The following is a 22,314-nucleotide window of genomic DNA, read 5'->3' as shown; positions in this document are numbered from 1 at the left end:
TTTCACTCACTCCTCATTTTTTACTGTATATTTCTTGATGGCGGGTATTATTTCTGTGCCGATGATCTCAATGTTCTTCATGACTTTATCAAAAGGCACGCCACCAAAATCGATTTGGGCGATATAACGCTGATGGCCAAATAGTTCATGCTGATAGAGAATTTTTTCAATGATTTCTTGAGGGCTCCCGATATTCAAAACATTATGCGGATCTGGCCCCTGTGCAAAGAGTTGCTTTGAAAAACCTTGTCCGTTTGTCCGCTTCATTCCATGATTGATGTGAGGATACATATCTCTTAAAGCCTGTTGTGATGTTTCAGCTGCATAGAAAAGGCCGGAAGTGGCAACGGGCAGTTCTGAAGGATTAAAGCCGCTCTGTTGTGCAGCCTCACGATAAGCATCAATCGATCGTTTAAAAACAGACGCTGATCCTCCCAAATGACCCTGGTACATAGGAGCACCTACAATTCCTGCCTTAATCGCGCTGGCAGGTGTACCACCAACCGCCCGCCAAATCGGCAGCACTCCGCTATCTGGACGCGGAAGAACCTTTGCATTTTTTAACGGAGCGCGATATTCGCCACTCCAATTGACAATTTCTTCTTCATTGATTTTCAACAAAAGCTCAAACTTTTCTTCAAACAGCTCTTCATAATCACGCAGATCATAGCCTAATAATTCAAATAGTCCCACTCTGGAGGCACGTCCCGCGACAATTTCGGCGCGCCCTTCCGAAATCAAGTCGAGCGTTGCAAAATTCTCATATACACGCACAGGGTCCGATGTACTGATAATCGTTGAGGAGCTTGAGATTTTAATTTTTTTCGTTGCCTGAGCAATAGCTGAGAGAACAACGGCGTGCGCTTGCGTTACAAAATATTCCTGGTGACTTTCACCGACACCGAAAATGTCGATACCTGCCTGCTCAGCTAGTTGAGCATATTCAATTATTTCATGGATTCTTTCCTTTGCAGAAATTCTCTCTCCCGTTGAAGGATTTGGTAAGTGATCACCCAAGGTAAAAATACCAAACTCTAGTCCTTTACTTTCATCAATACGATATTTTTCCACTCGTTCTTCCACTCCTTCCACAATTCGGTATTAATAATCCCTCCTACTTTAACCACTTTTCTTAACGTGTTTAAGCGGCTTTTTGCACTTCAATTTCAATCGAAATTTTAATTTCGTCTCCTACAACGACGCCACCCGTTTCCAATACGGCATTATATGTCAACCCGTAAACCCCACGGTTGATTTTCCCTTCTCCGCTGAATCCGGCAACCTCATTGCCCCAGGGATCTTTCCCTTGTCCTTCAGATGTAACGGAAAACATTTCGGAGTTGGTTATGCCACAAATCGTCAGATCGCCGGTCACATCATACTCATCGTCACTTGTTCTTTCAATATTTGTTGCTTTGAACGTCATTTTCGGATGCTGTTCTACATCAAAGAAATCCGCAGAACGCAAATGATTATCTCGTCCTTCATTTCGAGTATCAACACTTGCCACGTCGACGATGAATTCAATATTTGCAGTAGTTAAATCGTCGGGGTCCGCTTCAATCGTTGCTTCAAAGTCATGGAACGTTCCTTTTGTTTTCGAAATCATCATATGTTTCACTGAGAAATCAAGACTGCTGTGTGCCACATCGACCATCCATTTGGTATTAGCCATAATAAATCTCTCCCTCTATTTTTTTATCTTTACACAATGTTTCAAACTGCCCTGTTTTTTCTGGTGTTATACTTTTACGAGGTCTACGTTCATGTTCCCAATACCTCCAATCATATATTTTTTAAACACCTTTTGCTTATACAACAGATGTTGTACAATATATTATAGGTACCGTGTGAAGATGGCACAACCAATACTTTTTGCTTTTTATCGTATAAACAACAAATCCATTAAAATGTCTAAAAAATGGAAAGGAGACCCTTTCATGACTCAAATGAAAACAGACCCACGTATTCTACGTACACGTAAGTTAATCATGGATGCATTTTTTGAACTTTCAAAGAAAAAAGAATTTAAAGATATGACGATCAAAGATATTACGTCGGAAGCAACGGTTAATCGAGCGACATTTTATTATCACTTCATGGATAAATATGACTTAATGGAAAAAGTGTTAATAGAAGACTTGATGCTCAATGTAAACAATGAAATCGCTGAGCATGACGAACTTAACCAAGAAACAATTGTAAGTATTTTCTTATCTGTCACGAACTTTCAAAAATCTTTGTCAACGAAATGCCGAAGAAGCTTCGAGGCTTTTAGAACAACCATTGAAGCCATTATATTGAAAGAACTACAAGATATTTTTTATCAATTGTTGTTAAAGCAGCAGTCACCAGTTAGTGATCATTCTCAAAGAATTGCAGCTGTTATGTTAAGTTGGGGGATTTACGGGGCTTCCGTGGATTGGCAAGACAATAGTACGATACCACCAGAAGAATATATAACATTGGCTCTACCTTATATTACTCATGGGGCAAAATTCCTTAGTTCAGATTAGTGATGCTCAGTGAACCAGTAAAACCAGTATCTGGTGTAACATATTGAACAAATGGAAGAAGCAGTAAAAGAAGGCGTAGACTTAATGGGTTATACAGCTTAGGGACCCATTGATTTAATCAGTATGTCCACATCTGAAAAGTCAAAACGTTACGGATTTATCTAAGATGATGACGGTAATGGAACATTGCAACGTTCTAAGAAGGATTCGTTTGACTGGTATAAGAACGTTATTGCTACGAACGGGGAATAGTTGTAAGATTTAAAAAAGGAGTGCGGTACGTTTCTGGTACCGCACTCTTGTATTTATTGCTAATGACCTTGTCATTCTCACTTTTCCTTCGCCATAAAAAGAAAAAGCGAAATTAGTACAAATGCACATAACGCTAAAAATGGTATGGTGATGAAACCAAGCCAGTTTATGTACATACCATTACATGGTACACTCTCACTGCAATGAGAAAGAGAACGAATTAAAGAGGTTTTTTGATCAAGATAATGGAAAATACTTAAAGCAATACCTAATAAACTTAATGGTAACACATAGATTTTCACACGATTATCATTGTAATAAGCAGCGACTCCAAGAATTATAGAAAGTGGATACATCAAGATTCTCGAAAACCAACATAATTTACACGGAGTAAAATGTAATATTTCACTAAAAAACAAGCTTCCTACCGTTGCAATAATGGAGATTACCCAAGCTATATAGATATAATATTGTTTCAGTTGCAATGCTTAACATCACATCCTTACCATTTGTTTTTAATCTCATTATAGATTTTTCATTGAAGTTTTGACCTTAAAAATAATTTAAGATTAAAAGAACAAACAATAAGTGATGATATATTAGGAATTTATGCAACACTATGAATATCAGATTTTTTATACAGACTAAAGCAAATATATAATGGGACAATTAAACAAACGGCTAAAGTTAGATAAACGGGTAATATATCCACATTCATCAATTCTAATAAATCATACGTAATTAATAGTGGCGCCGACCAAGGATAAAAACTACCTAAAGGCGTGGTAGCTAACAAACCACACGAAAAACCTGCAATAATTCCAATTGCAATTGATACAACATAATTTTTGAAAACGATGCTAAGCATAACAATAATCGGTGTTAATGCAAAATGAAGAAACACGATTAGCAGATTTAGAACTAGATATTCTCCAAGCACTGAAAAACTTAATGTCTGATCAACCTTAAACATTCCGAATAACAAAGTAAACAGAAATGATAAAAAAATGGTAGCAAAAATCAGAATGAAAATGACAATAAATTTTCCTATTAATATTTGTTGTCTTGATCGTGGATAGGTAAAAAGCTGGTTAATCGTATTTTGCTGATATTCTTGTGCGATGATAAATCCAGCAAACAATGCAAATAATGGAGCTCCTATCAACAAATTGATGTACGTCGAGGATTTGACTAATACATCTGACCACATTAAATCATTGCTATTAGGGGTAGCAATACTAAACACTGCGTTAGCCGAACTGCCTATTATAAACAATAAAGCAATCCATGATCTTTTCAGTTTAAACAATTCAGTTTGAATAATACTAAGCATAATCTTTACATCTCCCCTTCACTTTATAGCGATTATTCAAAAAGTCACCAAATGATAATCGACGCATCTCTACGTTAGCTTGCTTCTAATTCGGCAACTTTTTAGAATACGCACTTACAGGTCCATTTTAAACAATGGTTCTTAAAAAGATGTAAAATACTACTTAATTATTTCTTAAAATTTCACACTATATATTTTTACATAGGATCATTATCTATACTTGGAAAATGTACTGAGAAAGTAGTTCTTTTCATAGGGATACTGCTTACTTCAATGGTTCCTCCGTGCATTTGAACTAACTTTTTCGTTATCGTCAATCCTAAACCACTACCTTTGAACTCTTTAGCACTTCTTGATCTCTCACTTGTATAAAGTCTTTCAAATAACTTTGAAATATCTTCAGGTAATATTCCTTGCCCCGAATCCCCTATTTCAAGAGTTACCTGATCTTTTTTCTTCTCTAAGGTGAGACCGACCCATTTCCCATCTTTTCCGTATTTTAACGCATTGGAAATTAAATTGTATAAGATTCTGTCAATACTAACTTGATCACCTTTTATATATACAGGTTCAGATGGTAGGTCTATCTCTACTTCAATGCCTGCATTTATAAAATCTTGATAGAACATGAGTACCGTTTCTTCCGCTTTTTCTTTTAAATTAACTTTTTCCATCTTAAGCGAGATATCATCTGATTCAATCTTTGCTAATTCGAAAAAATCATAAATTTGATGATTAAGTTTTTCGGCTTTTATACTTATAATTTCGATATACTCTTCTTTTTCAGTACTTGTCAAATTAGGATCATCTTTTATAGCTTCTAAATAGCCTAAAATAGACGTTAAGGGTGTTCTTAAGTCATGTGACATATTTGCAATCATTTGCTTGCGTGTTGATTCTAAATAAGACTGTCTTTCCGCCATTTTTTGAATTGCTTGCAACAGTTTATTTAGTTTTATAGCAAGTTTAACTACTTTTTTTGGTGTAAATGGCATTACAAAAAATCGAACATTATAGTTACCTTTTATTGCCGAATCTATATTTTTAATCAATTTACTAGCTGAAACGTTCACTCTATATATATAGTACAAGAATAAAGAGATCGTGAAGATTAACAACAATAAGGTTACTAAGAATTCCACTTATATCCTATCCCCCAAATAGTTTGCAAGTATTTTGGTTTTGTAGGGTCATCCTCGATTTTTGTCCGTAATTTACTAATATGAACCATAATAGTATTTTCATCTGTTATGTAATTCTCCTGCCATATACTATTATAGATTTGAGATTTCGGGAAAACTTTTCCTGGATTACGCATAAATAATTTTAACAATTCGAATTCTGTTTTCGTCAGATTGATTGTTTTATTTTCCTTTTTAAGTGTGTAAGTAATTAAATCTAACTCAAAAATGCCTTGCTTTATTTTCGTAGATTGCTGATCCTGATAGTCATTTAGATAAAGATACCTTCTTAATTGTGCTTTTACTCTGGCTATCAGTTCCCCCATGCTAAATGGTTTCATGATGTAATCATCTGCCCCTAATCCTAAAGTAAGGATCTTATCCACATCCTCACTTTTTGCAGACAGAACAATAATAGGTATATTTTTTTCCATTCTGAATCGTCTTAACAACTCGAAGCCATCTATATGAGGCAGCATTAAATCTAATATCACTAAGGAATAATGGTTTTGCTTAAAGAAATGCTCAGCTTCTTCGCCGGTATAAACCTGATCAATCAAATACCCTTCTTTTCTTATGTATTTGGAAACTAGATTATTAATCTCCTTATCATCTTCAGCATAAAGAATTTTAATATCCATTTGAACCACCTCATTTTCATTATTACACTTAATCATTTTTATTTCATTAAAATATGACATATTTTCCATATTTAAGATTTAATTAAGGCTTTTCTTATAGTTATTTAATATTATTAAGGTAAAATTCAGTATAGATTATTATCCCATAAATGGATAAAAATGAAAATAGGAGGTATAGCAATGAAAAAAGTTCCATACATTCAACAAATGCAAGAAAGTGAATGCGGACTTGTATGTATTGCAATGATTCTTCATTATCATAAACATCATATCTCTTTGTCAGATATGAGAAATGATTTTAAAGTTTCTAGAGATGGATTATCTTTCAAAGATTTAAATGACATAGCTTCCTATTATGATTTAAACACGAAATCCTATCAATGCCCTACTTCCCATCTACACAAAATGAAATTTCCGTGTTTAATTCATTTTGATAATAATCATTATGTGGTCTTGGAGAAAGTAACCAAAAACAAAGCATACATAGTGGATCCTAACAACGGAAAAGGGAAAATCCATTTAGAAGAATTCCAAAATCGGTATTCAGGTTATTTAATAGAATTTATGCCAAACGAAAACTTTAAACAAGTGAAAGGGAAAACCAATTTCAGCTCTTTTATAGAAATCATTATCCAAAATAAAAAAATGATTATGTTAATCTGTTTGTCTTCCTTGGCATTACAAATATTCGGAATCATCACTCCCTTCACTATTGGATGGATAACGGACAATGTTATTGTTCCAGAAAATGCGGAAATGACGGATATCATCTTGTATATAATCCTTACTTTATTCCTGTCTTATGAAATATTTTCGATTTTAAGGGCCTTTCTTATAGCCAAAATGCAAACCTTATTTGATGAAAGTTTAATGAAAAAATTTGTAAGTCATCTTTTGAAGCTTCCTTATGATTTCTTCGAAGAAAGAAGTGTTGGAGATTTAGTATTTAATTCAAATTCTCATATCATTATACGACAAATTCTCTCCAACCGATCCATCACGCTTGTTATAGATATCATCCTGTTATTCACCTATGCAACGCTTATGTTAATACAATCATTCGTTATGGGTCTTCTCGTAATCTCCTTAGGAATTATGATTTTCCTATCCGTACTAATTAGTAGATCTGTAACAAAACGACTCACAAACAAAGATGTAAATGCCCAAGCGAAAACGCAAAGCTATTTGGCTGAATTTTTACATGGAATGACAGACGTGAAAACATTATCTGTTGAAAAAGAAGTTTACGATGGCTGGTGGAAGAAATTTAGCAATCAAATACTAATAACGCAAAAAAGAACTTTTTGGACATCAAGCATAGACTCCTTTGCAAATGGCATCCTTGTTTTAGCCCCAGCTTTACTAATCGCAATAGGTGCTTACTATGTGATAAATGAACAAATCAGCTTAGGGACATTATTAGCTTTTAATGCACTCTCAACGGCATTTTTATCTCCAATATCATCGTTAGGTCAAACTTATAATGATTGGTTACTGATAAATTCTTACATACAAAAGATAAACGACGTCATGTTAACAAAAACAGAAGAAGAACAACAGACAAAGGGTATTACAAGCATATTGAAGACAGATCCCCCGAAGCTTCAAGGACAAATTGAATTACATAATGTTAGTTTTAAATACGATGATTTTAGTAATCCGATACTTAAAAATATTAATCTAAGGATTTCACCAGGAGAGAAAATTGGGATTGTTGGCTCTTCAGGATCAGGAAAAAGTACATTAGCGAAATTGATATTAGGACTTTATACTCCATCAGATGGACAAATTCTATTTGACGGTGTATCCATACAAAGATTGAACCTATCTAATCTAAGAAAGCAAATCGGTGTTATATTACAGGAAACAACGTTATTTAATAAATCTGTATTAGAGAATATACGGATGGAAAATAAAGATATTTCTAATGGACAAGTAAAATTAGCAGCAGAAAAAGCGTTTATCCATGATGAAATTATTAACTTTCCTATGGGGTACAATACGATTTTAACCGAAGGAGGTGAGAACTTTTCAGGTGGACAGCGTCAAAGATTATTAATTGCTAGAGCAATAGCACAACAACCATCCATTCTCGTCTTGGATGAAGCTACCAGTTCATTAGATTACCAATCAGAGGCGATTATCTCTGAGAATTTACAATCACTGAATATAACTCAAGTCATCATAGCCCATAGATTAAGCACTATAAAAGAAGTAGATTGTATTTATGTCATGGATAAAGGAGAAATAGTAGAGAAAGGCACACACCAAGAACTATTAAATAAAAGTGGTCATTACTCAGCTCTTTACCGCGGACAAAAGCAAACTGCAAATGAAGAACTAATTGGTAATTAAAAAGGAGGAAACATATAATGTTCATCACATTAATTAATGAGGATGAAAGAACATTACAAAAATTGAGAAATTTGCTTACGGAATATAATTTTAATTTTGTTTATGTTAACGACACAACTGACCTACCAGTGGAAACGGACAATGTAAGCGTACTTAGCTCCAAATCCTTAAAACAAATGACGAAAAACCTCCCTTTTTATTATAAATTTAATGAGAATGTCATTTTAGATGTAAGAAAAAGATGTGTCTATAGAACTAATGAAAACCTTGAACTGCCTTTATCTACGATTGAATATAAAATTATTTGTTTGTTATTAGAAAACTTAAATTCTGTTGTTACAACAGATTTACTACTTGATCAAGTTTGGGGAATAGATACACCTGTCGGCACGGATAATCTATATGTTTATATCAATCGGTTAAGAAAAAAAATTGAGCCATACCCTAAATATCCATCCATTTTAATCACACATAGGAAATACGGCTATGAACTAAAGAGCATTGACTATATGAATAATTTAGAGAAGGAAGAGTAAGCATCTTCCTTCCTTTATTTTTAATGGACATCAATCTTTCTATAATATCCAATACTTAAAATTAAGGGAACATAAAATACAAAAATCAAAGAAACAATGGACAGGTTATAACTGAAAGAAGCATAGTCATAATAGTTAGTTAATCCAAATGTAATTCGAGAAGGAATAGACCATGGGAATAGTGTTGCGATATCATGTTCCATAATCAAACCTGCAATAACTGCTAAAATAACGGAAGCAAATATCGGCAAAATGATGTTTTTTTTCCATATAGTTAGAAGGATAGATAATGGTATTAGTGCAAACTGCATAATGATAACCAACAGATATAAAGTCAAATAGTTAATAATCATATCATAATCTACAGAAACCTTTAAAAAGCTTATCCCTAATACCAGACTGATAATAAATGAAGAAAAAACAACGAAAGTCATAAGTATAAAGATAACAGTCATTTTACCTAATAAAAAATGTAACCTTGAATATGGGTAAGTGAATAAATAATTCACTGTTTTTTGCTGATACTCAATAGAAAAAACGTAGCTCGCTATTAAAGCAAATAAAGGGATACCAATGATAAGATTTAAAAAAGCTAAATCCCCTTGTAGTAAAGTTAATAGATAATTAGCGTCCTCTCCATCTTGTAACTTTGTCATATATAGAGGTAAGAAACTTAAAATAATTGGAACAATTGTAGCTATCGGCAGAATCCAAAGAATGATGGAACGCTTCAACTTTAATAATTCAGTATAGATAACATTTAAAAACATCTAGGCCCCCTCCGTAAGCTCAATGAAAAAGTCTTCCAAGGTATCTTTAGAAATATCTATCTTATTTACATCGATGTTGTTTTGAATAAACAGCTTGTTTATAGTAGTACTGTCATCTAAATTTTCATATACTCTGATGATTCCTGGTTCTACAATTTGAAAATCATGAATATCAAGTTTTTGTTCTAATAAATAAGTAGCCATTTGATCATCATTGACTTGAAATTCAATATAATGTCTATTCATTTCTCCTATAGTTTCAGAACTAATCTCTTTAAGCAGCTTCCCTTTATGAATAATACCAATTTTTTCTGCTAATTGTTCTACCTCGCTTAAAATATGACTTGATATTAACACAGTAATATTCCTTTCTTTTGCTAGATGTTTGATCATCCTTCTTACTTCTTTTATTCCACTAGGATCAAGTCCATTTGTCGGCTCATCTAAGAGTAATAGTTCAGGCTCATGTAAAAGGGCACGAGCAATTCCTAATCTTTGTTTCATCCCTAGCGAATAGGTTTTCACTCTTCGTTTTTTGGACTCGTATAAATTAACTTGTTTTAGAGCGTCGTCCACAGCATTTTTATCAGGATACCCCATTAATCGTCTATGAATCTCTAAATTTTCTTCGCCTGTCAAGTTTGGATAAAAACCAGGTGTTTCTATCATCGCCCCTATTTTCTCAAACGGGCGATTTTGCCTACTTGTGTTAATTCGTTCTCCAAATAGTTCGATTTCTCCCCTAGAGGGTTTGATTAAGCCTACAATCATCCTCATAGTTGTTGTCTTCCCTGCACCATTTTGCCCTAAAAAACCATATATTTGCCCTTTTTGAATATTAATATCTACATTGTCAACTGCTATAATATCGTTATATTGTTTCGTTAAGCCCATTGTTCTTAATACATAATTCAATTCCACTCACCTACCCTATATGTCATTACTACTACTATAACCGAAAATTCTTAATCAATTTTTAATATCATCTAAAAAAAACCTTAAGATTAAAAATGCAAAAGACCGTTTATTTGTTAACGGCCTTTTGTAATTCTACGGAGTTAATCTTCTGACTGTTTTTTGGAGGCTCTAAATATAATGGGGAAGGGACTTCTTGGGGCCTTGCTAGCTGAAGTAGTCCGTGTCCTATCCCAGAAAGACCAAGCATCAAGCCTGGCATTTGCACCCCTGGTATCGAGCCACATTCCCAGTCCGACACTGAATGGATACTACCTAAGACATGATGAGCTTTTTGATAAACATATTTTTTTAAAGGTTGATCATTGAATTTTGCTGCAACTAATTGAAGGAATAAAAGGTTTCCTAGATCACCATGGCATAAACAATGACTGTCGTTGATATTGTCTTTCGTTAATTGAGTCGAGATTTTTATTTCTTCCTCAAATTGTTTATCCTTTATGATATCACTCATTAAAGCCCTGGAAATACCTATTCCGGGTGCTCCATTACACCAATGTGGACCTACTAGCTGATTATCATGTGACACGCGGTAATCTAACCAATTGTTATACTCCGGAATAAACAGCGACCTTTCATATTGTAACGACTGTTCGGCCATCTTCTTGAAAGAATGATCCTCAGTGAGATCGTATAATAAAGAAAGTGACCAAGCAATTCCTGCACTACCATGTGAAAACCCAACGACAGGTCTGTGAGCGGTACTACTAACCCAGCCATAACCGTGCTCTGTTTTTTGGGCATTATTTACAAGGTGTTTTCCACAATGAATAGCATAGTTTAAAAAGACTTTATCTGCCGTTACACTGTATAGTTGTAAAAACACATGAATAGCACCTGCAACTCCTCCTAACAAATCATATTCTTTATCTTTATCAATATAATTTCTTAAATGATGTGCTTCTTCTATGGCTCCTTCTAATAGATTAGTATCCTCCCAAATCTGTGATAAGTGCGTCATGGTATAGATAACAGAGCAATTACCTTGATAGGCGGAGATATTTTTCAAATATTGATCACTCCGTGTAAAATATAATGCTGAATTCAGAGCGGCAAGAGATAAATCTTTGAATTTTTCTATATTCGTTACCTTTGCAAGATAAGATGTGAAGAAAGCAATACCAGATAAACCGTTGTAAAGACCTGCATCCAACAATGAATATTGCCATTGAGAATAGTTTCCCATCCATTGTAATCCTAGCCAGGTAACATCTTTTCGATCACTTCCCCAAATCGCTTTGGATTCTAAGTGGTTACCGATTTTTATTGCTGCATCAAGAAAGTATTCGTTCTGATTAGTATCATTATAAATGGATAGATTACGATCGTGAGATTCCACCTTATTCCTTTGATTTACATTTTTAAATTCATGGTCTTTGTTTCCAACGCTTAAAGAGGCTTTAATGATTTCCGTTTGGTCAAGAAGATCATCGTAGCTTAAGTTCTCACATCTCTTTAACACTTGTGAAAAGCTATCTTTTTGAAAAAAACCTTTAATTTGCTCATCATTACTTGTCCAAAGATCTTTTGAATTAGGTTTGGTATAAAAGTAAGGGATGTCTCCCATCAGTAAATCGTCTATCTCTGCCGAAACGATTTTTTTAAGATGAACTGCCTTATCGAGACCTGACCATAGTCGGCCCATTAATCTTTCTCTATCCATTCCATTTTGTAAATAGTCTGGGTGGTGCCCGCCTTCTAATAATAAAGAGTAAACATAAGTCGGTCGTAATACTTGACGTGTTTTGTCTTCTTTAAAAATATCGATAATCTGACGTAACTCTTCCTTATGTTCCATAAATAATTTATAAATCGTTTCAAAACCATTGATTAAGTCTTCTTTGTAATGAAGTAACTCGATTGATTTCCCATTTAATACTGGTAAATTATTGGCTTCTTTTGTTGTGCCTTTTCTTCGTACAACTTTCATTTCATCTGTACCGATATTATCCCAATCCATCATAGTAAAAGGAGTTTGTTGGCCTCCTTTACCACCTAATCCACTTATCTCAGACAGTCCTTGATCTTTATTATATCCACCAACAAGAAAGGGAAGTAATTGTGTTCTTAACACACTATTTTCTAATTTTTCTTTTGCTAACATCATAGCAGAAGAATTAGTATCTGAAACATCTTCTCTATGATGAAATAGAGATTCTAAATCTATTAAAACTGGGCATTCCCCAGATGCAATAATATTTTCATAATGAAAATCCGTTGCTTCTAACAAATAAAGAATTCCTAAATATCCTCCTTGCCTATAATAAAAATTCTTTACTTGCGATTCGTCTTCACAGTCTTTCTTGTCAATAAACTCTTCCCAGCCATATTCATCCCGATCGATAATCTTTTGAATAGGAAATGGGCGTTGAAACCCTTTTTGATTAATCCAAGATAATAAATCTTGAAAATGTTTACTAATAGCCAATGACTTTGGCTTGTATAAGATTTTATTTCCATTATTAAAGTGAAAAATTAACACACTTTTTCCTTTACGATGTAGATCTGAAATTCCGCCTTCTATTTTTTTTATACTATCGATAGATATTTGCATGATGGTTTCTATTTGATCTTTATCCTGATAAAACCTTTCGATAGCTTCTGTTATAAAATCAACCCAATTCTCTGTATATGTAACGAAAAGTCTAATCAGAACTGGATAATCTTTTAAGGTACTATTCATGGAATCAACATTAAATACTCTATTATGGATGAAACTATTGTATCTTTCTTTTGAATTTTTACCTTCTAATTTGTTCAGCATCTTGTCGATATGCATTTCGAGAGTATATGAAGGGGCAGCTACTAAAGTTAACCTTCTACATAAATTATATAGTAAATCTTCATTTAATCGCAGAGCGGACTGTTTATCTATTTCATAGGATCTAGATAGGGTGGCCCAAAGGTTTTGAAGTTGGTCATTTGCCCATACTATTAATGGGGAAACCCCTCTAGTAAAGGGAAAATCCATTGGCTTCATTAATTTGTCAATTTCAGATTGTTCTTTCATACGTGTTGCCTCTATGATTTCATCCCATTTATGAATCCAAGAATGCTCTGTCACCAAACCAATGTCTCTTCGTTTATCGATATAATACAAAAATTCATGATCAGTTAATTGGTATGAGCTTAAATATTCATCTAGCAGCTCCTTTTTATTAAGACCAATTTCTTTGCACCATTTTTCATATAATGATTTTGCTTTTTCCTCATCCCTAAAAGATGAGGAGAGATCTGTTAGGACTCTTTCTGATATATAACTACCTAGAATATATTTCTCATAATCTATTCCTTGAATCGTTCGCATTTAAAATCCTCCTTTTTTAATAACAAAAAGGATGAAGAGAAACTTTTAGCACCTCTCCACCCTTTGTTGTTATTAGCAGCATCCAGACCAAGAACATACTGTGATTCCATTATCACAAGTACACTCACCTGTAATAGAAGGGAACCAACCTGGGCCACAGTCACCACCTACAATGTTAGATAATACCTCTGCATCAATTTCAGTTGCAATATTTCCTGATGGGTGATTCATAGCCATTTCCTCTCTTAGCTCCGGATTTTTTAAAGCAGCAATTTGCTTCTCCATGAACTTCACCTCCCTCATTCTTTATAGTTTATTTATAAACTATTTCTATCAGACGCGTCCTTAAAACAACCTTTAATTTCCATTTTTTTCTACAGCTTCTTTAATATCCTCAAAATTAGCATTTACACTTCTTCCATTTACGAAAACAGTTGGAACGGAATTAATATTATTTTGTTCCGCAAAATCTCTGTCTTTCTGTACTTCTTTTTCCAATGCGTCAAGATCAGTAAAGTCAGATGTAGGTGAAAGGCTCTTCGCTATATCTACTATTTTTTGTTTTGTAAGATTAGATTCCGCATATAATTGGTGATAAAACTGCCAAAATAGTTCCTCATCTTTAGATAGAAGAGATTCTCCTAGTATACTGGCATATGTTGATTCTGGTTTTACAAATGGATTATCAATAAAATACATCTTTGCTTTTCCGGTATCTATCAATTCTTTTTTTATATTTGGGAACTCTTTTTGTGCAAAATCTTTACAATCTGGGCACATAAAGTCACCAAATTCAACAATTGTTGCTTCAGCATCGGCATTCCCTATCATAGGTTGACCTTCTAATGGTAGATTATGAATGGGTGCAGTTTCAAAATTTGTTAACAATAAAAAAATCACGACGGCCAAAACTACTACACCACTTGATAATACTAATTTCTTCATAGAATCCTCCTTATAATGAATCATTCGTTTGTTAATATTATATTGAATCTTAATTTTATTAACCTTAATACAGATTTAAGGTTCTTTTTACATAAGGTGAGGAAAGTTGTCATTATTTCTTTGTTTTAATACCATGATTATGGTGGTAACGGAACATTAAACTGTTCGAAGAAGGATTCATTTTACTGATATAAAATGGGAATAATTGTAACATTAGGTGAATTGCGCTACTTTATGGGGTTTTCTTATGAACTGAATACATGCTTTACTTCTAATTAATTCGAATTTCCTAATATTTACCTGGTATAAACCTCTCATTTTGTTAATTTTTATTGTACTTTTCCACCGAGTAATTTATAATCCATTTTGTTAGCGTTTACACTTTTCGCGAACAAATTTGTCCAAGGGGGATAAAAACATGGTGACCTTTTTCATTTGTGTTGGGTTATTAGTGGTTGCATATTTTACGTACGGTAAATTTGTTGAAAAAACCTTCGGAGTAGACCATTCACGTAAAACACCTGCTATTGCCAATCAGGATGGTGTTGATTTTGTTGCAATGAAAAAACAAAAGAATGCCATGATTCAATTACTTAATATTGCTGGAACGGGTCCAATATATGGTCCGATTATGGGGGCTCTATTTGGTCCAATAGCGTTTATTTGGATTGTATTCGGTTCCATTTTTGCTGGGGCCGTTCATGACTATTTAACTGGCATGATATCGATTCGTAACAAAGGGGCGCATATACCTGAACTTGCCGGGAGGTTCTTAGGGAGAATTCCACGGCACCTGGTGAATGCCTTTGCATTACTGCTCCTCCTTCTAGTCGGAACAGTATTTGCTACAACATCTGGGTCACTGCTCCATATTTTACTAGATGGTCATGTAGCATTATGGGCTATTTTAGGGGTTATCTTTCTTTATTTTGCATTATCAACGCTATTACCAATTGATAAGATTATTGGCAGCATCTATCCGTTTCTTGGAGCTATCTTGTTAATCGGGACGGTTGGGGTTGGCATTTCGATGTTCACTTCTGGAAATGGTACAGCTATTCCGGAACTGTCATTTGAAAACATGCATCCGGAAAACCTAGCTATATTCCCGATGCTATTTCTCACGATTACCTGTGGTGCACTGTCAGGGTTTCATGCAACACAGTCTCCACTTATTTCTCGTACAGTGCAAAAAGAATCACAAGGTCGCTATATTTTTTATGGGATGATGGTTGCAGAAGGTGTTATAGCAATGATTTGGGCAGCAGCATCCATGAGTCTGTTCCACGGGCAAGAATTAAATGAACTAATTAATGCAGGTACAGCCTCTGCTGTTGTCAATGAAGCATCAACAACTCTTCTTGGTGCCATCGGCGGCACTATTGCGGTGTTGGGTGTTATTGTACTCCCAATCACGTCAGGTGACACCGCCTTCCGTGCTGCAAGATCCGTTATTGCGGATTATATGAAATTAAATCAAAAGAAAGTAATGAATCGTTTAGTTATTGCAGTTCCGTTATTTGCGATTTCTATCATTTTAACGCAAATTGACTTTAACATTTTATGGCGGTATTTCTCCTGGGCAAACCAATCAACCGCTGCACTTGCCCTATGGATAGCTACTATGTACCTGTTGTTGAAAGGTAAAAACTATTGGATATCGCTTGTTCCGGCACTGTTCATTACCGATATGGTGTTTGTCTATATACTAAATGCACCGATCGGTTTTAATCTGCCACTTCAAATGTCACACATCGGAGGCATTATCCTAACCATGATCTTTACTGTTTGGTTCTTCAGGAAAGCGAACCACAATAAATCAGATAGGATTGAAGCAGACTTACAAAACGCTGCATGAAATATTACTTTCTATTTATTCAATACAAGCAGCAATCGAAATGTGGCTGGGACATAACAAAAGTGTGCAAGAAAAAAAACGAACAATTCAGAATACAAATTTTTAATAATACGTACTTGAAACAAACTGCAAACTAGTGAAAATTTATCTAGGTGCTAACATTTATTGAGTGGACATTTAGTGCGTTATTTGAATGAAAATCACTTGTTTTTCCATGTTAGCGGACATTGAATCCCTTATTTGGTTCATTTCAGTCTACATTAGCACTATTTTCGATGAATAGCGGAATAGATGTCCGCGACCACCCTAAAAACGGCACTTTTGTCACAAATAGCGGAACAAATGTCCGCGCTTACTTGGAAGCCCACGTTGCTTGCAGTATATGTTTACAGCATAAGAGAAAAGCCGAACTTAACACGAATATGAAATAAAAAATCGTGTTAAGTTCGGCTATTATTATGACTAAAATACTTTTATCCCAGGATCGATTTTTACAAAAGTACTATTGATTCGGATGTTAAACATCGAGATAAAGAATAAGCGTATGGAACAATACTTTTCTATTGAAATTCTTCTACAGCATTATTTGCTACAATACTTTCGATAAAAATGCTTGGGTTCTTTCGTTTTGCGGATTGTTAAATAGTTCATCCGGTGTACCTTGTTCTACGATAAAACCTTCATCCATAAAGATAACACGATCTGCAACTTCTTTGGCGAATCCCATTTCATGCGTCACGATTGTCATCGTCATTCCTTCTTCAGCCAAATCTTTCATAACCTGCAGAACTTCACCGACCATTTCTGGATCTAGTGCCGAGGTAGGCTCGTCAAACAACATAATATGTGGTTCCATAGCTAAAGCACGAGCAATGGCTACCCGTTGTTTCTGTCCGCCAGATAAGTTATCCGGATAGACATCTGCTTTATCGGTTAATCCAACTTTATCAAGTAGCTTTGTCCCTAATTCTTCTGCTTCTGATTGTGATTTACCTTTTAATCGTTTAGGTCCTAGCGTAATGTTTTCCATTACTGTCATGTGTGGGAATAGATTAAATTGTTGGAATACCATTCCCAGTCTTTGACGCAATTCATTAATATTCGTTTTGGGAGCAGTGAGATTATCCCCTTCAATAAAAATATCTCCACCAGTTGGTTCTTCTAATAGATTCATACAACGTAGAAGTGTACTTTTCCCTGAACCTGAAGGGCCAATAACACAAACTACTTCTTGTGAGCTCACATCCATATTAATATCTTTAAGAACCTCTAATTTACCAAATGATTTTTTAAGATTATTTACTTCGATCATTTTCATGCTACATCCAATCTCCTTTCCAACCATCGTGAAAATATGGTTAATGAATAAATAATGACAAAGTACAGAACCCCAACAGCAAATAATATTTCGAAAGCATGGAAATTAGCTGCATAAATGGATTGGCCAGATAAAGTAAGCTCAGCTAACCCTATTGCAGAAAGAAGTGAAGTATCTTTAATGCTTACAATAAATTGGTTGACGAATGCGGGGATCATGCGACGTATTGCTTGAGGTAAAATAATTAAACGCATGGTTTGGCTATAAGAAAAACCAATTGTTCTTCCAGCTTCCATTTGTCCTTTATCGATAGAATTTATTCCTGCACGGAAAATTTCTACTAAATAGGCTGCAGCATTAACCGTAATCGCAATCACACCTGCTGAAAACGCTGTTAGGCTAATATCCATTACAGTTGGTAAACCGAAATATATAAATAATATTTGGACGAGTAATGGTGTTCCTCTAATGATATCAACAAAAGCGGTTGAAATCGTCCTTAATATTTTACTCTTGGTTATACTAAATACACCGAGTATCAGTCCAATAAACATGGCGAGAATAAGTGATAGGACAGTTACTTCTATTGTCATCCCCATTCCTTTTAACAGAGTGGGTAATGCTTCAAGAATTATATTTATCGTTTCCATCATACTTGGCATCCCTCTTTCTTTTAGAAAAGGTGTGACAAACTGTGCCACACCTTTTATTTGATCAGATTTTTATGCTAATTATTTTTCTGAGAAATATTTATTATAAATTTCGTCAAACTCACCGCTATCTTTTAACTCTTGAAGACCATTATTGATTTTTTCTACTAGTCCTTCACTACCTTTAGAAATGGCAATTCCATAGTCTTCACTTGGATACTTATCACCAACTAATCGAAGCTGGGAATCTTCACCATCTTGTTTGATTTTATAGGCAACACTAGGATAGTCATTGATGACAGCATCGGCATTACCGTTCTCTAACTCCATATACATGGTTGCATCATCTTGGAGTTTAGTAACTTCCGCATTATATTTTTTAGCAAGTTTGTTGGCTAATTTTAAGCTAGATGTTCCTTGTTTTGCAACAATTGTTTTTCCTTCTAAGTCTGCTTCACCTTCAATAGCACTATCTTTTAAAGTAACTAATGATAGACCTGATTCAAAGTATGGATCTGAGAAATTTACTACTTCTAAACGATCCTCTCTTATTCCAATAGCTGATACGGCTGCATCTACTTGATTAGCCTGAAGTGCCGGGATAATACCATCAAATTTCATGATTTTCCAGTTAACCGTTAAATTAGCTTTTTCAGCTATCGCTTCGACTAGTTCAACATCGAAACCAGTTAATTCTTCATCTACTTTATATTCAAATGGTGGATAATCTTGCACCGCTGCAACTGTGATTTCTTCTTGTGTTTCACCCGAAGCGTTACTATTATCTTCGCCTGTTCCACATCCTGCTAGTGCAACTGCAATGATACCAACCAATGCAATCATGATAAACTTATTAAAAAATGTGTTCTTCTTTTGTTCATGCATAAAGAATATGCCTCCTACAAAGATTTATTTGTTTTAAAAACGACATTGTCCATTGTATCTATATATTTAAGCATTTCCAAATTAGATTAATGTTTGTTTGTGATGATATATTTATATTTTTTAAGTTATAGTTATTTATGTCGTGGATTTTGTAGAAATCCTCAGAGAGAGTTAGATATACTGTCATATCCTCTAATATTGGTATATTACCGTTTGAGTAAAAGTCGGGAATGCCCTATATTTTACCTTTGAGATATGACTTCGATCCAAAACATAGAAGCTGCCCCAAACTGAGGCAGCCTAATTTATACGATTTTCATATAATCTTAGCGTAGTATATTATTCAGTTATTTGTTTTTCCTATCCTTCATAACAACTTCATAATCATACTCCGCATTCCCGCTTTTACCTGGTTCAGGTGCATAAGTAACCATCATTAACACTTTAGAATATTGAGAGCTTCGTAACATATCACCAAGTTCTATCCTATCACTTTCACTCATATTTAATAGATCTGGGAAGGTAATGACTTTGACATGGTTATCTTTTCCTTTTGCATTTCCTTTCTTAAATCCGATAAACTGAACTTGATAATTAACATAATCCTTTGTTACTTGTTCCAAACTCTTGAAACTATCCGTAGTTTCCATTGGATCAATTAGCTCGTCATTTATTTTAAGGTTCGATAAGTACCAACCAGCATCATTATAACCCCAGTCTGTCATGTAACGGAATGCCAGATGTACCTTTTGACCGGCATATTGAGAAAGATCAAAACTCTCTGTTGTCCATCCATTCGAACTTCCAGTAAAGCCTGGTAGGTTCTCTTTGATAGTTGGATATCCATCTTCTACAATGTCACTACTTGTATTTTCATTTGCCAATGAAGTCCACGTTTCACCATTATCCGTTGATACTTGAACAACACCAAAATCCCAGTGTTCTTCAATTTCATATTTTGTTTCAAAAGATAGGATTGGATTTGTTTTATCTGTTAGATCAAGTTCTTTAATTAAGAAATTGTCTGCCTGATCCCCTTGATTCCCCCAAAGCACTTCACCTTTATCCGGGTCACTTTTTGTTGTCCAGTTTGTGCCAAGAAAATCAATACCTTTAAAATATAGATGGTCTATCTTCTTGTCAGGTGTAATGAATTTCACATCTGCTCCCCAAGCTGGTGCAACAGCTTCTAATTTTGCCGCTGCATCTAAGTCAGGGTTTAAATCTATTGAATTAAAATTAAATGTTTTACTATCTCCTTGATATTTTCCATCTAACATTAATGCAATCATGAAATCTTGATAAACTGCTTGAAAGTCTCGATCACTACCCATTTCTTCTAGAACTGCATTAATACTATCGATTCCTTGTAATTGGTTTTTAAATTCTTTCGCAAGAAATTCTGGTCCATATTGTTCATATAAGTAAAGCTGGAATAGATAAGCAATTCCATAGTCACCGAGTATTTGAAGATCCGACTGATCTCCCCATTGTGTTAAGGAGTTTTTCAGATTATTCATCAAGAAATTGACGTGAGATTCTGAATGGCCATATCCAACAAGATACTGAGCAAAATCAGATAGTCCTTCATTTATAAAGTTTTCTTCAGCAGAATCACTGTCGCGGTGAAGTAAATGTTGAAACTCATGAGCGAAGGTCCCCTCATACATGTGAGGTCTTTCCGCATCAGGGCCTGTACGGTTTGCCCAATCAAAACTGTCAATTGTCATTACATTTCGGTCGGTAAAATCACTTATAGTAGATGAAAAATATCCTGCGATATAACTTGGATAATTCGGCTGATAATAACTTTCATCTTTTATATTATCTATTAAAATTACAACACGTCCTGATTCGTCTTGATGATATTCAGGAAACACGGATTGTTCTCCCGTTCTTTCTGCGGGGGCATCAAAAAATTCAACCTCTTGTTCATATATATTTTCATCAAATTCTTTTAAAAGATAGTTCACTTGTTCATCGGTGATGGTAGATAATCCAGCAGCATTTCTTGGATCTCCTTCAGGATACGCAAGATTGTTTGCTACCCACACCTCTCCATACTCACCTACACCTTTGAGGGTGAATTCTGTTAATACATATTGTCCTGTTACATTATTAACCGTAACCCACGGTTTAGTAACACCGACATCATCTGGTGTAACAGTTGAAGAGACTTTAGCTTGTCCACCTTCTGACGATTCTCCTTCATTTACATCATACTCACTAAAATCAGCCTTCCCTTCTCTTATAACCTCTTCTACCGTTTCAGACCGAAAATCTGAATCTACCTCTTGCACGGCTGGATCTGGGTTATACCCCTTTGCTTGTGCATTTACTAGAGTAGGAAATAAGATACCACCTACCAGAAAAGTCATAGATAAAACAGTTAAAACTTTTGTTGATTTTCCCATTTTTGTCCTCCTTGTTCTTCGAAAATATGTAATAGTTAATATAGTATCAATAGATTTGTGAATATTTTGTCATAATAAGGCTAGTATATTGGTTTTTTTATCGTTAAATTCTTTTATATTTCAGCAACTATTTTATATTAGTATTGATTTTAATGTTTCCGAAAGAGTTTTGAAAGTGTGGAGTAAGTATATACAAGTGTAGAAGTAGAGGAAAACGAGGCTACTTATTTATTTCCCCTACATCTCGGTTATTGACTAAATTGTAGAATCTTGTCTTCCATTCCCTATAGAATAACATCCCCCTTTAGAATCTACTAATGAAAGGGGGATTATTTTAAAAAAAGACACGCATAACCATACAAACAAACCTGGGAAGTT

At 34.6% G+C, this 22,314-nt stretch carries 19 protein-coding genes and 1 pseudogene; 5 read left to right on the top strand and 15 right to left on the bottom strand.

The genetic code is table 11. From position 1 onward, the window contains the following. Positions 1-6: 6 nt before the first annotated feature. Both ACTWP4_RS04295 and ACTWP4_RS04290 read right to left on the bottom strand, forming a co-directional pair. Positions 7-1,071, bottom strand: a complete 1,065-nt coding sequence (locus tag ACTWP4_RS04295; RefSeq protein WP_443127528.1) for an LLM class flavin-dependent oxidoreductase — start codon at positions 1,069-1,071, stop codon at positions 7-9. Positions 1,072-1,141: 70 nt separating this feature from the next. Further along, positions 1,142-1,675 carry a YceI family protein gene (locus ACTWP4_RS04290; RefSeq protein WP_443127527.1) on the bottom strand — a complete coding sequence of 178 codons (534 nt, stop codon included), beginning with the start codon at positions 1,673-1,675 and terminating at the stop codon, positions 1,142-1,144. A 265-nt stretch (positions 1,676-1,940) separates the two neighbouring features. Between ACTWP4_RS04290 and ACTWP4_RS04285 the strand changes: the two genes are divergently transcribed. Both ACTWP4_RS04285 and ACTWP4_RS04280 read left to right on the top strand, forming a co-directional pair. Then, on the top strand, positions 1,941-2,516 hold the full coding sequence (locus ACTWP4_RS04285) for a TetR/AcrR family transcriptional regulator (RefSeq protein ID WP_443127526.1): 576 nt from the start codon (positions 1,941-1,943) through the stop codon (positions 2,514-2,516). A 39-nt stretch (positions 2,517-2,555) separates the two neighbouring features. After that, positions 2,556-2,768, top strand: a pseudogene (locus ACTWP4_RS04280) (family 1 glycosylhydrolase); the annotation flags it as partial. Positions 2,769-2,845: 77 nt separating this feature from the next. Here the strand turns inward: ACTWP4_RS04280 and ACTWP4_RS04275 are convergent. The 4 genes from ACTWP4_RS04275 to ACTWP4_RS04260 all read right to left on the bottom strand — a co-directional run bounded on the left by ACTWP4_RS04275 (position 2,846) and on the right by ACTWP4_RS04260 (position 5,923). After that, entirely contained in the window at positions 2,846-3,253 is a 408-nt protein-coding gene (locus tag ACTWP4_RS04275; RefSeq protein WP_443127525.1) for a disulfide oxidoreductase, read from the bottom strand. A gap of 122 nt (positions 3,254-3,375) precedes the next feature. Further along, positions 3,376-4,101, bottom strand: a complete 726-nt coding sequence (locus ACTWP4_RS04270; RefSeq protein WP_443127524.1) for an ABC transporter permease — start codon at positions 4,099-4,101, stop codon at positions 3,376-3,378. Positions 4,102-4,298: 197 nt separating this feature from the next. Next, on the bottom strand, positions 4,299-5,096 hold the full coding sequence (locus ACTWP4_RS04265; RefSeq protein ID WP_443127523.1) for a sensor histidine kinase: 798 nt from the start codon (positions 5,094-5,096) through the stop codon (positions 4,299-4,301). Between the two features lie 134 nt (positions 5,097-5,230). Further along, positions 5,231-5,923: a response regulator transcription factor gene (locus ACTWP4_RS04260; protein ID WP_443127522.1), complete on the bottom strand. Its 693-nt coding sequence runs from the start codon at positions 5,921-5,923 to the stop codon at positions 5,231-5,233. 180 nt (positions 5,924-6,103) lie between these two features. On the opposite strand from ACTWP4_RS04260, the gene ACTWP4_RS04255 reads away from it, so the two are divergent. Both ACTWP4_RS04255 and ACTWP4_RS04250 read left to right on the top strand, forming a co-directional pair. Next, the gene (locus tag ACTWP4_RS04255) at positions 6,104-8,278 is read left to right on the top strand and encodes a peptidase domain-containing ABC transporter (RefSeq protein WP_443127521.1); all 2,175 of its coding nucleotides are present in this window, start codon (positions 6,104-6,106) and stop codon (positions 8,276-8,278) included. A gap of 17 nt (positions 8,279-8,295) precedes the next feature. After that, positions 8,296-8,814, top strand: a complete 519-nt coding sequence (locus ACTWP4_RS04250; protein WP_443127520.1) for a winged helix-turn-helix domain-containing protein — start codon at positions 8,296-8,298, stop codon at positions 8,812-8,814. A gap of 20 nt (positions 8,815-8,834) precedes the next feature. Here the strand turns inward: ACTWP4_RS04250 and ACTWP4_RS04245 are convergent, their stop codons facing one another. The 5 genes from ACTWP4_RS04245 to ACTWP4_RS04225 all read right to left on the bottom strand — a co-directional run bounded on the left by ACTWP4_RS04245 (position 8,835) and on the right by ACTWP4_RS04225 (position 14,811). After that, positions 8,835-9,584 carry an ABC transporter permease gene (locus ACTWP4_RS04245; protein ID WP_443127519.1) on the bottom strand — a complete coding sequence of 250 codons (750 nt, stop codon included), beginning with the start codon at positions 9,582-9,584 and terminating at the stop codon, positions 8,835-8,837. Next, complete coding sequence (locus tag ACTWP4_RS04240) at positions 9,585-10,499, bottom strand: ATP-binding cassette domain-containing protein (protein WP_443127518.1); 915 nt, start codon at positions 10,497-10,499, stop codon at positions 9,585-9,587. A 109-nt stretch (positions 10,500-10,608) separates the two neighbouring features. Beyond that, on the bottom strand, positions 10,609-13,866 hold the full coding sequence (locus ACTWP4_RS04235; RefSeq protein WP_443127517.1) for a type 2 lanthipeptide synthetase LanM family protein: 3,258 nt from the start codon (positions 13,864-13,866) through the stop codon (positions 10,609-10,611). A 72-nt stretch (positions 13,867-13,938) separates the two neighbouring features. After that, complete coding sequence (locus ACTWP4_RS04230; protein WP_443127516.1) at positions 13,939-14,151, bottom strand: hypothetical protein; 213 nt, start codon at positions 14,149-14,151, stop codon at positions 13,939-13,941. A gap of 72 nt (positions 14,152-14,223) precedes the next feature. Further along, a complete protein-coding gene (locus tag ACTWP4_RS04225) occupies positions 14,224-14,811 on the bottom strand; it encodes a DsbA family protein (RefSeq protein WP_443127515.1) in 588 nt (195 codons plus the stop codon). Between the two features lie 418 nt (positions 14,812-15,229). Here ACTWP4_RS04225 and ACTWP4_RS04220 point away from each other — a divergent pair, with 418 nt between their 5' ends. Next, positions 15,230-16,669 carry a carbon starvation CstA family protein gene (locus tag ACTWP4_RS04220; RefSeq protein ID WP_443127514.1) on the top strand — a complete coding sequence of 480 codons (1,440 nt, stop codon included), beginning with the start codon at positions 15,230-15,232 and terminating at the stop codon, positions 16,667-16,669. Positions 16,670-17,258: 589 nt separating this feature from the next. Here the strand turns inward: ACTWP4_RS04220 and ACTWP4_RS04215 are convergent. From ACTWP4_RS04215 to ACTWP4_RS04200, 4 genes are all read right to left on the bottom strand, one after another. Then, positions 17,259-17,981, bottom strand: a complete 723-nt coding sequence (locus ACTWP4_RS04215; protein ID WP_443127925.1) for an amino acid ABC transporter ATP-binding protein — start codon at positions 17,979-17,981, stop codon at positions 17,259-17,261. A 2-nt stretch (positions 17,982-17,983) separates the two neighbouring features. Beyond that, positions 17,984-18,640 carry an amino acid ABC transporter permease gene (locus ACTWP4_RS04210; RefSeq protein WP_443127513.1) on the bottom strand — a complete coding sequence of 219 codons (657 nt, stop codon included), beginning with the start codon at positions 18,638-18,640 and terminating at the stop codon, positions 17,984-17,986. A 78-nt stretch (positions 18,641-18,718) separates the two neighbouring features. Continuing rightward, positions 18,719-19,522 carry a transporter substrate-binding domain-containing protein gene (locus ACTWP4_RS04205; RefSeq protein ID WP_443127512.1) on the bottom strand — a complete coding sequence of 268 codons (804 nt, stop codon included), beginning with the start codon at positions 19,520-19,522 and terminating at the stop codon, positions 18,719-18,721. Positions 19,523-19,869: 347 nt separating this feature from the next. After that, positions 19,870-21,936 carry a choice-of-anchor J domain-containing protein gene (locus ACTWP4_RS04200; RefSeq protein WP_443127511.1) on the bottom strand — a complete coding sequence of 689 codons (2,067 nt, stop codon included), beginning with the start codon at positions 21,934-21,936 and terminating at the stop codon, positions 19,870-19,872. Between the last annotated feature and the right edge of the window lie 378 nt (positions 21,937-22,314).

Source organism: Gracilibacillus sp. D59, from assembly GCF_052246695.1.
Lineage (GTDB): Bacteria > Bacillota > Bacilli > Bacillales > Amphibacillaceae > Gracilibacillus.
This window is presented reverse-complemented; position numbering and strand designations above follow the sequence as displayed.

What these genes read in the sequence shown, in the direction of transcription:
- ACTWP4_RS04245 (WP_443127519.1), bottom strand. Translation starts at nt 9,584, where the DNA reads ATGTTTTTAAATGTTATCTATACTGAATTATTAAAGTTGAAGCGTTCC.
- ACTWP4_RS04260 (WP_443127522.1), bottom strand. Translation starts at nt 5,923, where the DNA reads ATGGATATTAAAATTCTTTATGCTGAAGATGATAAGGAGATTAATAAT.
- ACTWP4_RS04200 (WP_443127511.1), bottom strand. Translation starts at nt 21,936, where the DNA reads ATGGGAAAATCAACAAAAGTTTTAACTGTTTTATCTATGACTTTTCTG.
- ACTWP4_RS04235 (WP_443127517.1), bottom strand. Translation starts at nt 13,866, where the DNA reads ATGCGAACGATTCAAGGAATAGATTATGAGAAATATATTCTAGGTAGT.
- ACTWP4_RS04230 (WP_443127516.1), bottom strand. Translation starts at nt 14,151, where the DNA reads ATGGAGAAGCAAATTGCTGCTTTAAAAAATCCGGAGCTAAGAGAGGAA.
- ACTWP4_RS04250 (WP_443127520.1), top strand. Translation starts at nt 8,296, where the DNA reads ATGTTCATCACATTAATTAATGAGGATGAAAGAACATTACAAAAATTG.
- ACTWP4_RS04290 (WP_443127527.1), bottom strand. Translation starts at nt 1,675, where the DNA reads ATGGCTAATACCAAATGGATGGTCGATGTGGCACACAGCAGTCTTGAT.
- ACTWP4_RS04285 (WP_443127526.1), top strand. Translation starts at nt 1,941, where the DNA reads ATGACTCAAATGAAAACAGACCCACGTATTCTACGTACACGTAAGTTA.
- ACTWP4_RS04265 (WP_443127523.1), bottom strand. Translation starts at nt 5,096, where the DNA reads ATGCCATTTACACCAAAAAAAGTAGTTAAACTTGCTATAAAACTAAAT.
- ACTWP4_RS04215 (WP_443127925.1), bottom strand. Translation starts at nt 17,981, where the DNA reads ATGATCGAAGTAAATAATCTTAAAAAATCATTTGGTAAATTAGAGGTT.
- ACTWP4_RS04270 (WP_443127524.1), bottom strand. Translation starts at nt 4,101, where the DNA reads ATGCTTAGTATTATTCAAACTGAATTGTTTAAACTGAAAAGATCATGG.
- ACTWP4_RS04220 (WP_443127514.1), top strand. Translation starts at nt 15,230, where the DNA reads ATGGTGACCTTTTTCATTTGTGTTGGGTTATTAGTGGTTGCATATTTT.
- ACTWP4_RS04255 (WP_443127521.1), top strand. Translation starts at nt 6,104, where the DNA reads ATGAAAAAAGTTCCATACATTCAACAAATGCAAGAAAGTGAATGCGGA.
- ACTWP4_RS04210 (WP_443127513.1), bottom strand. Translation starts at nt 18,640, where the DNA reads ATGATGGAAACGATAAATATAATTCTTGAAGCATTACCCACTCTGTTA.
- ACTWP4_RS04225 (WP_443127515.1), bottom strand. Translation starts at nt 14,811, where the DNA reads ATGAAGAAATTAGTATTATCAAGTGGTGTAGTAGTTTTGGCCGTCGTG.
- ACTWP4_RS04205 (WP_443127512.1), bottom strand. Translation starts at nt 19,522, where the DNA reads ATGCATGAACAAAAGAAGAACACATTTTTTAATAAGTTTATCATGATT.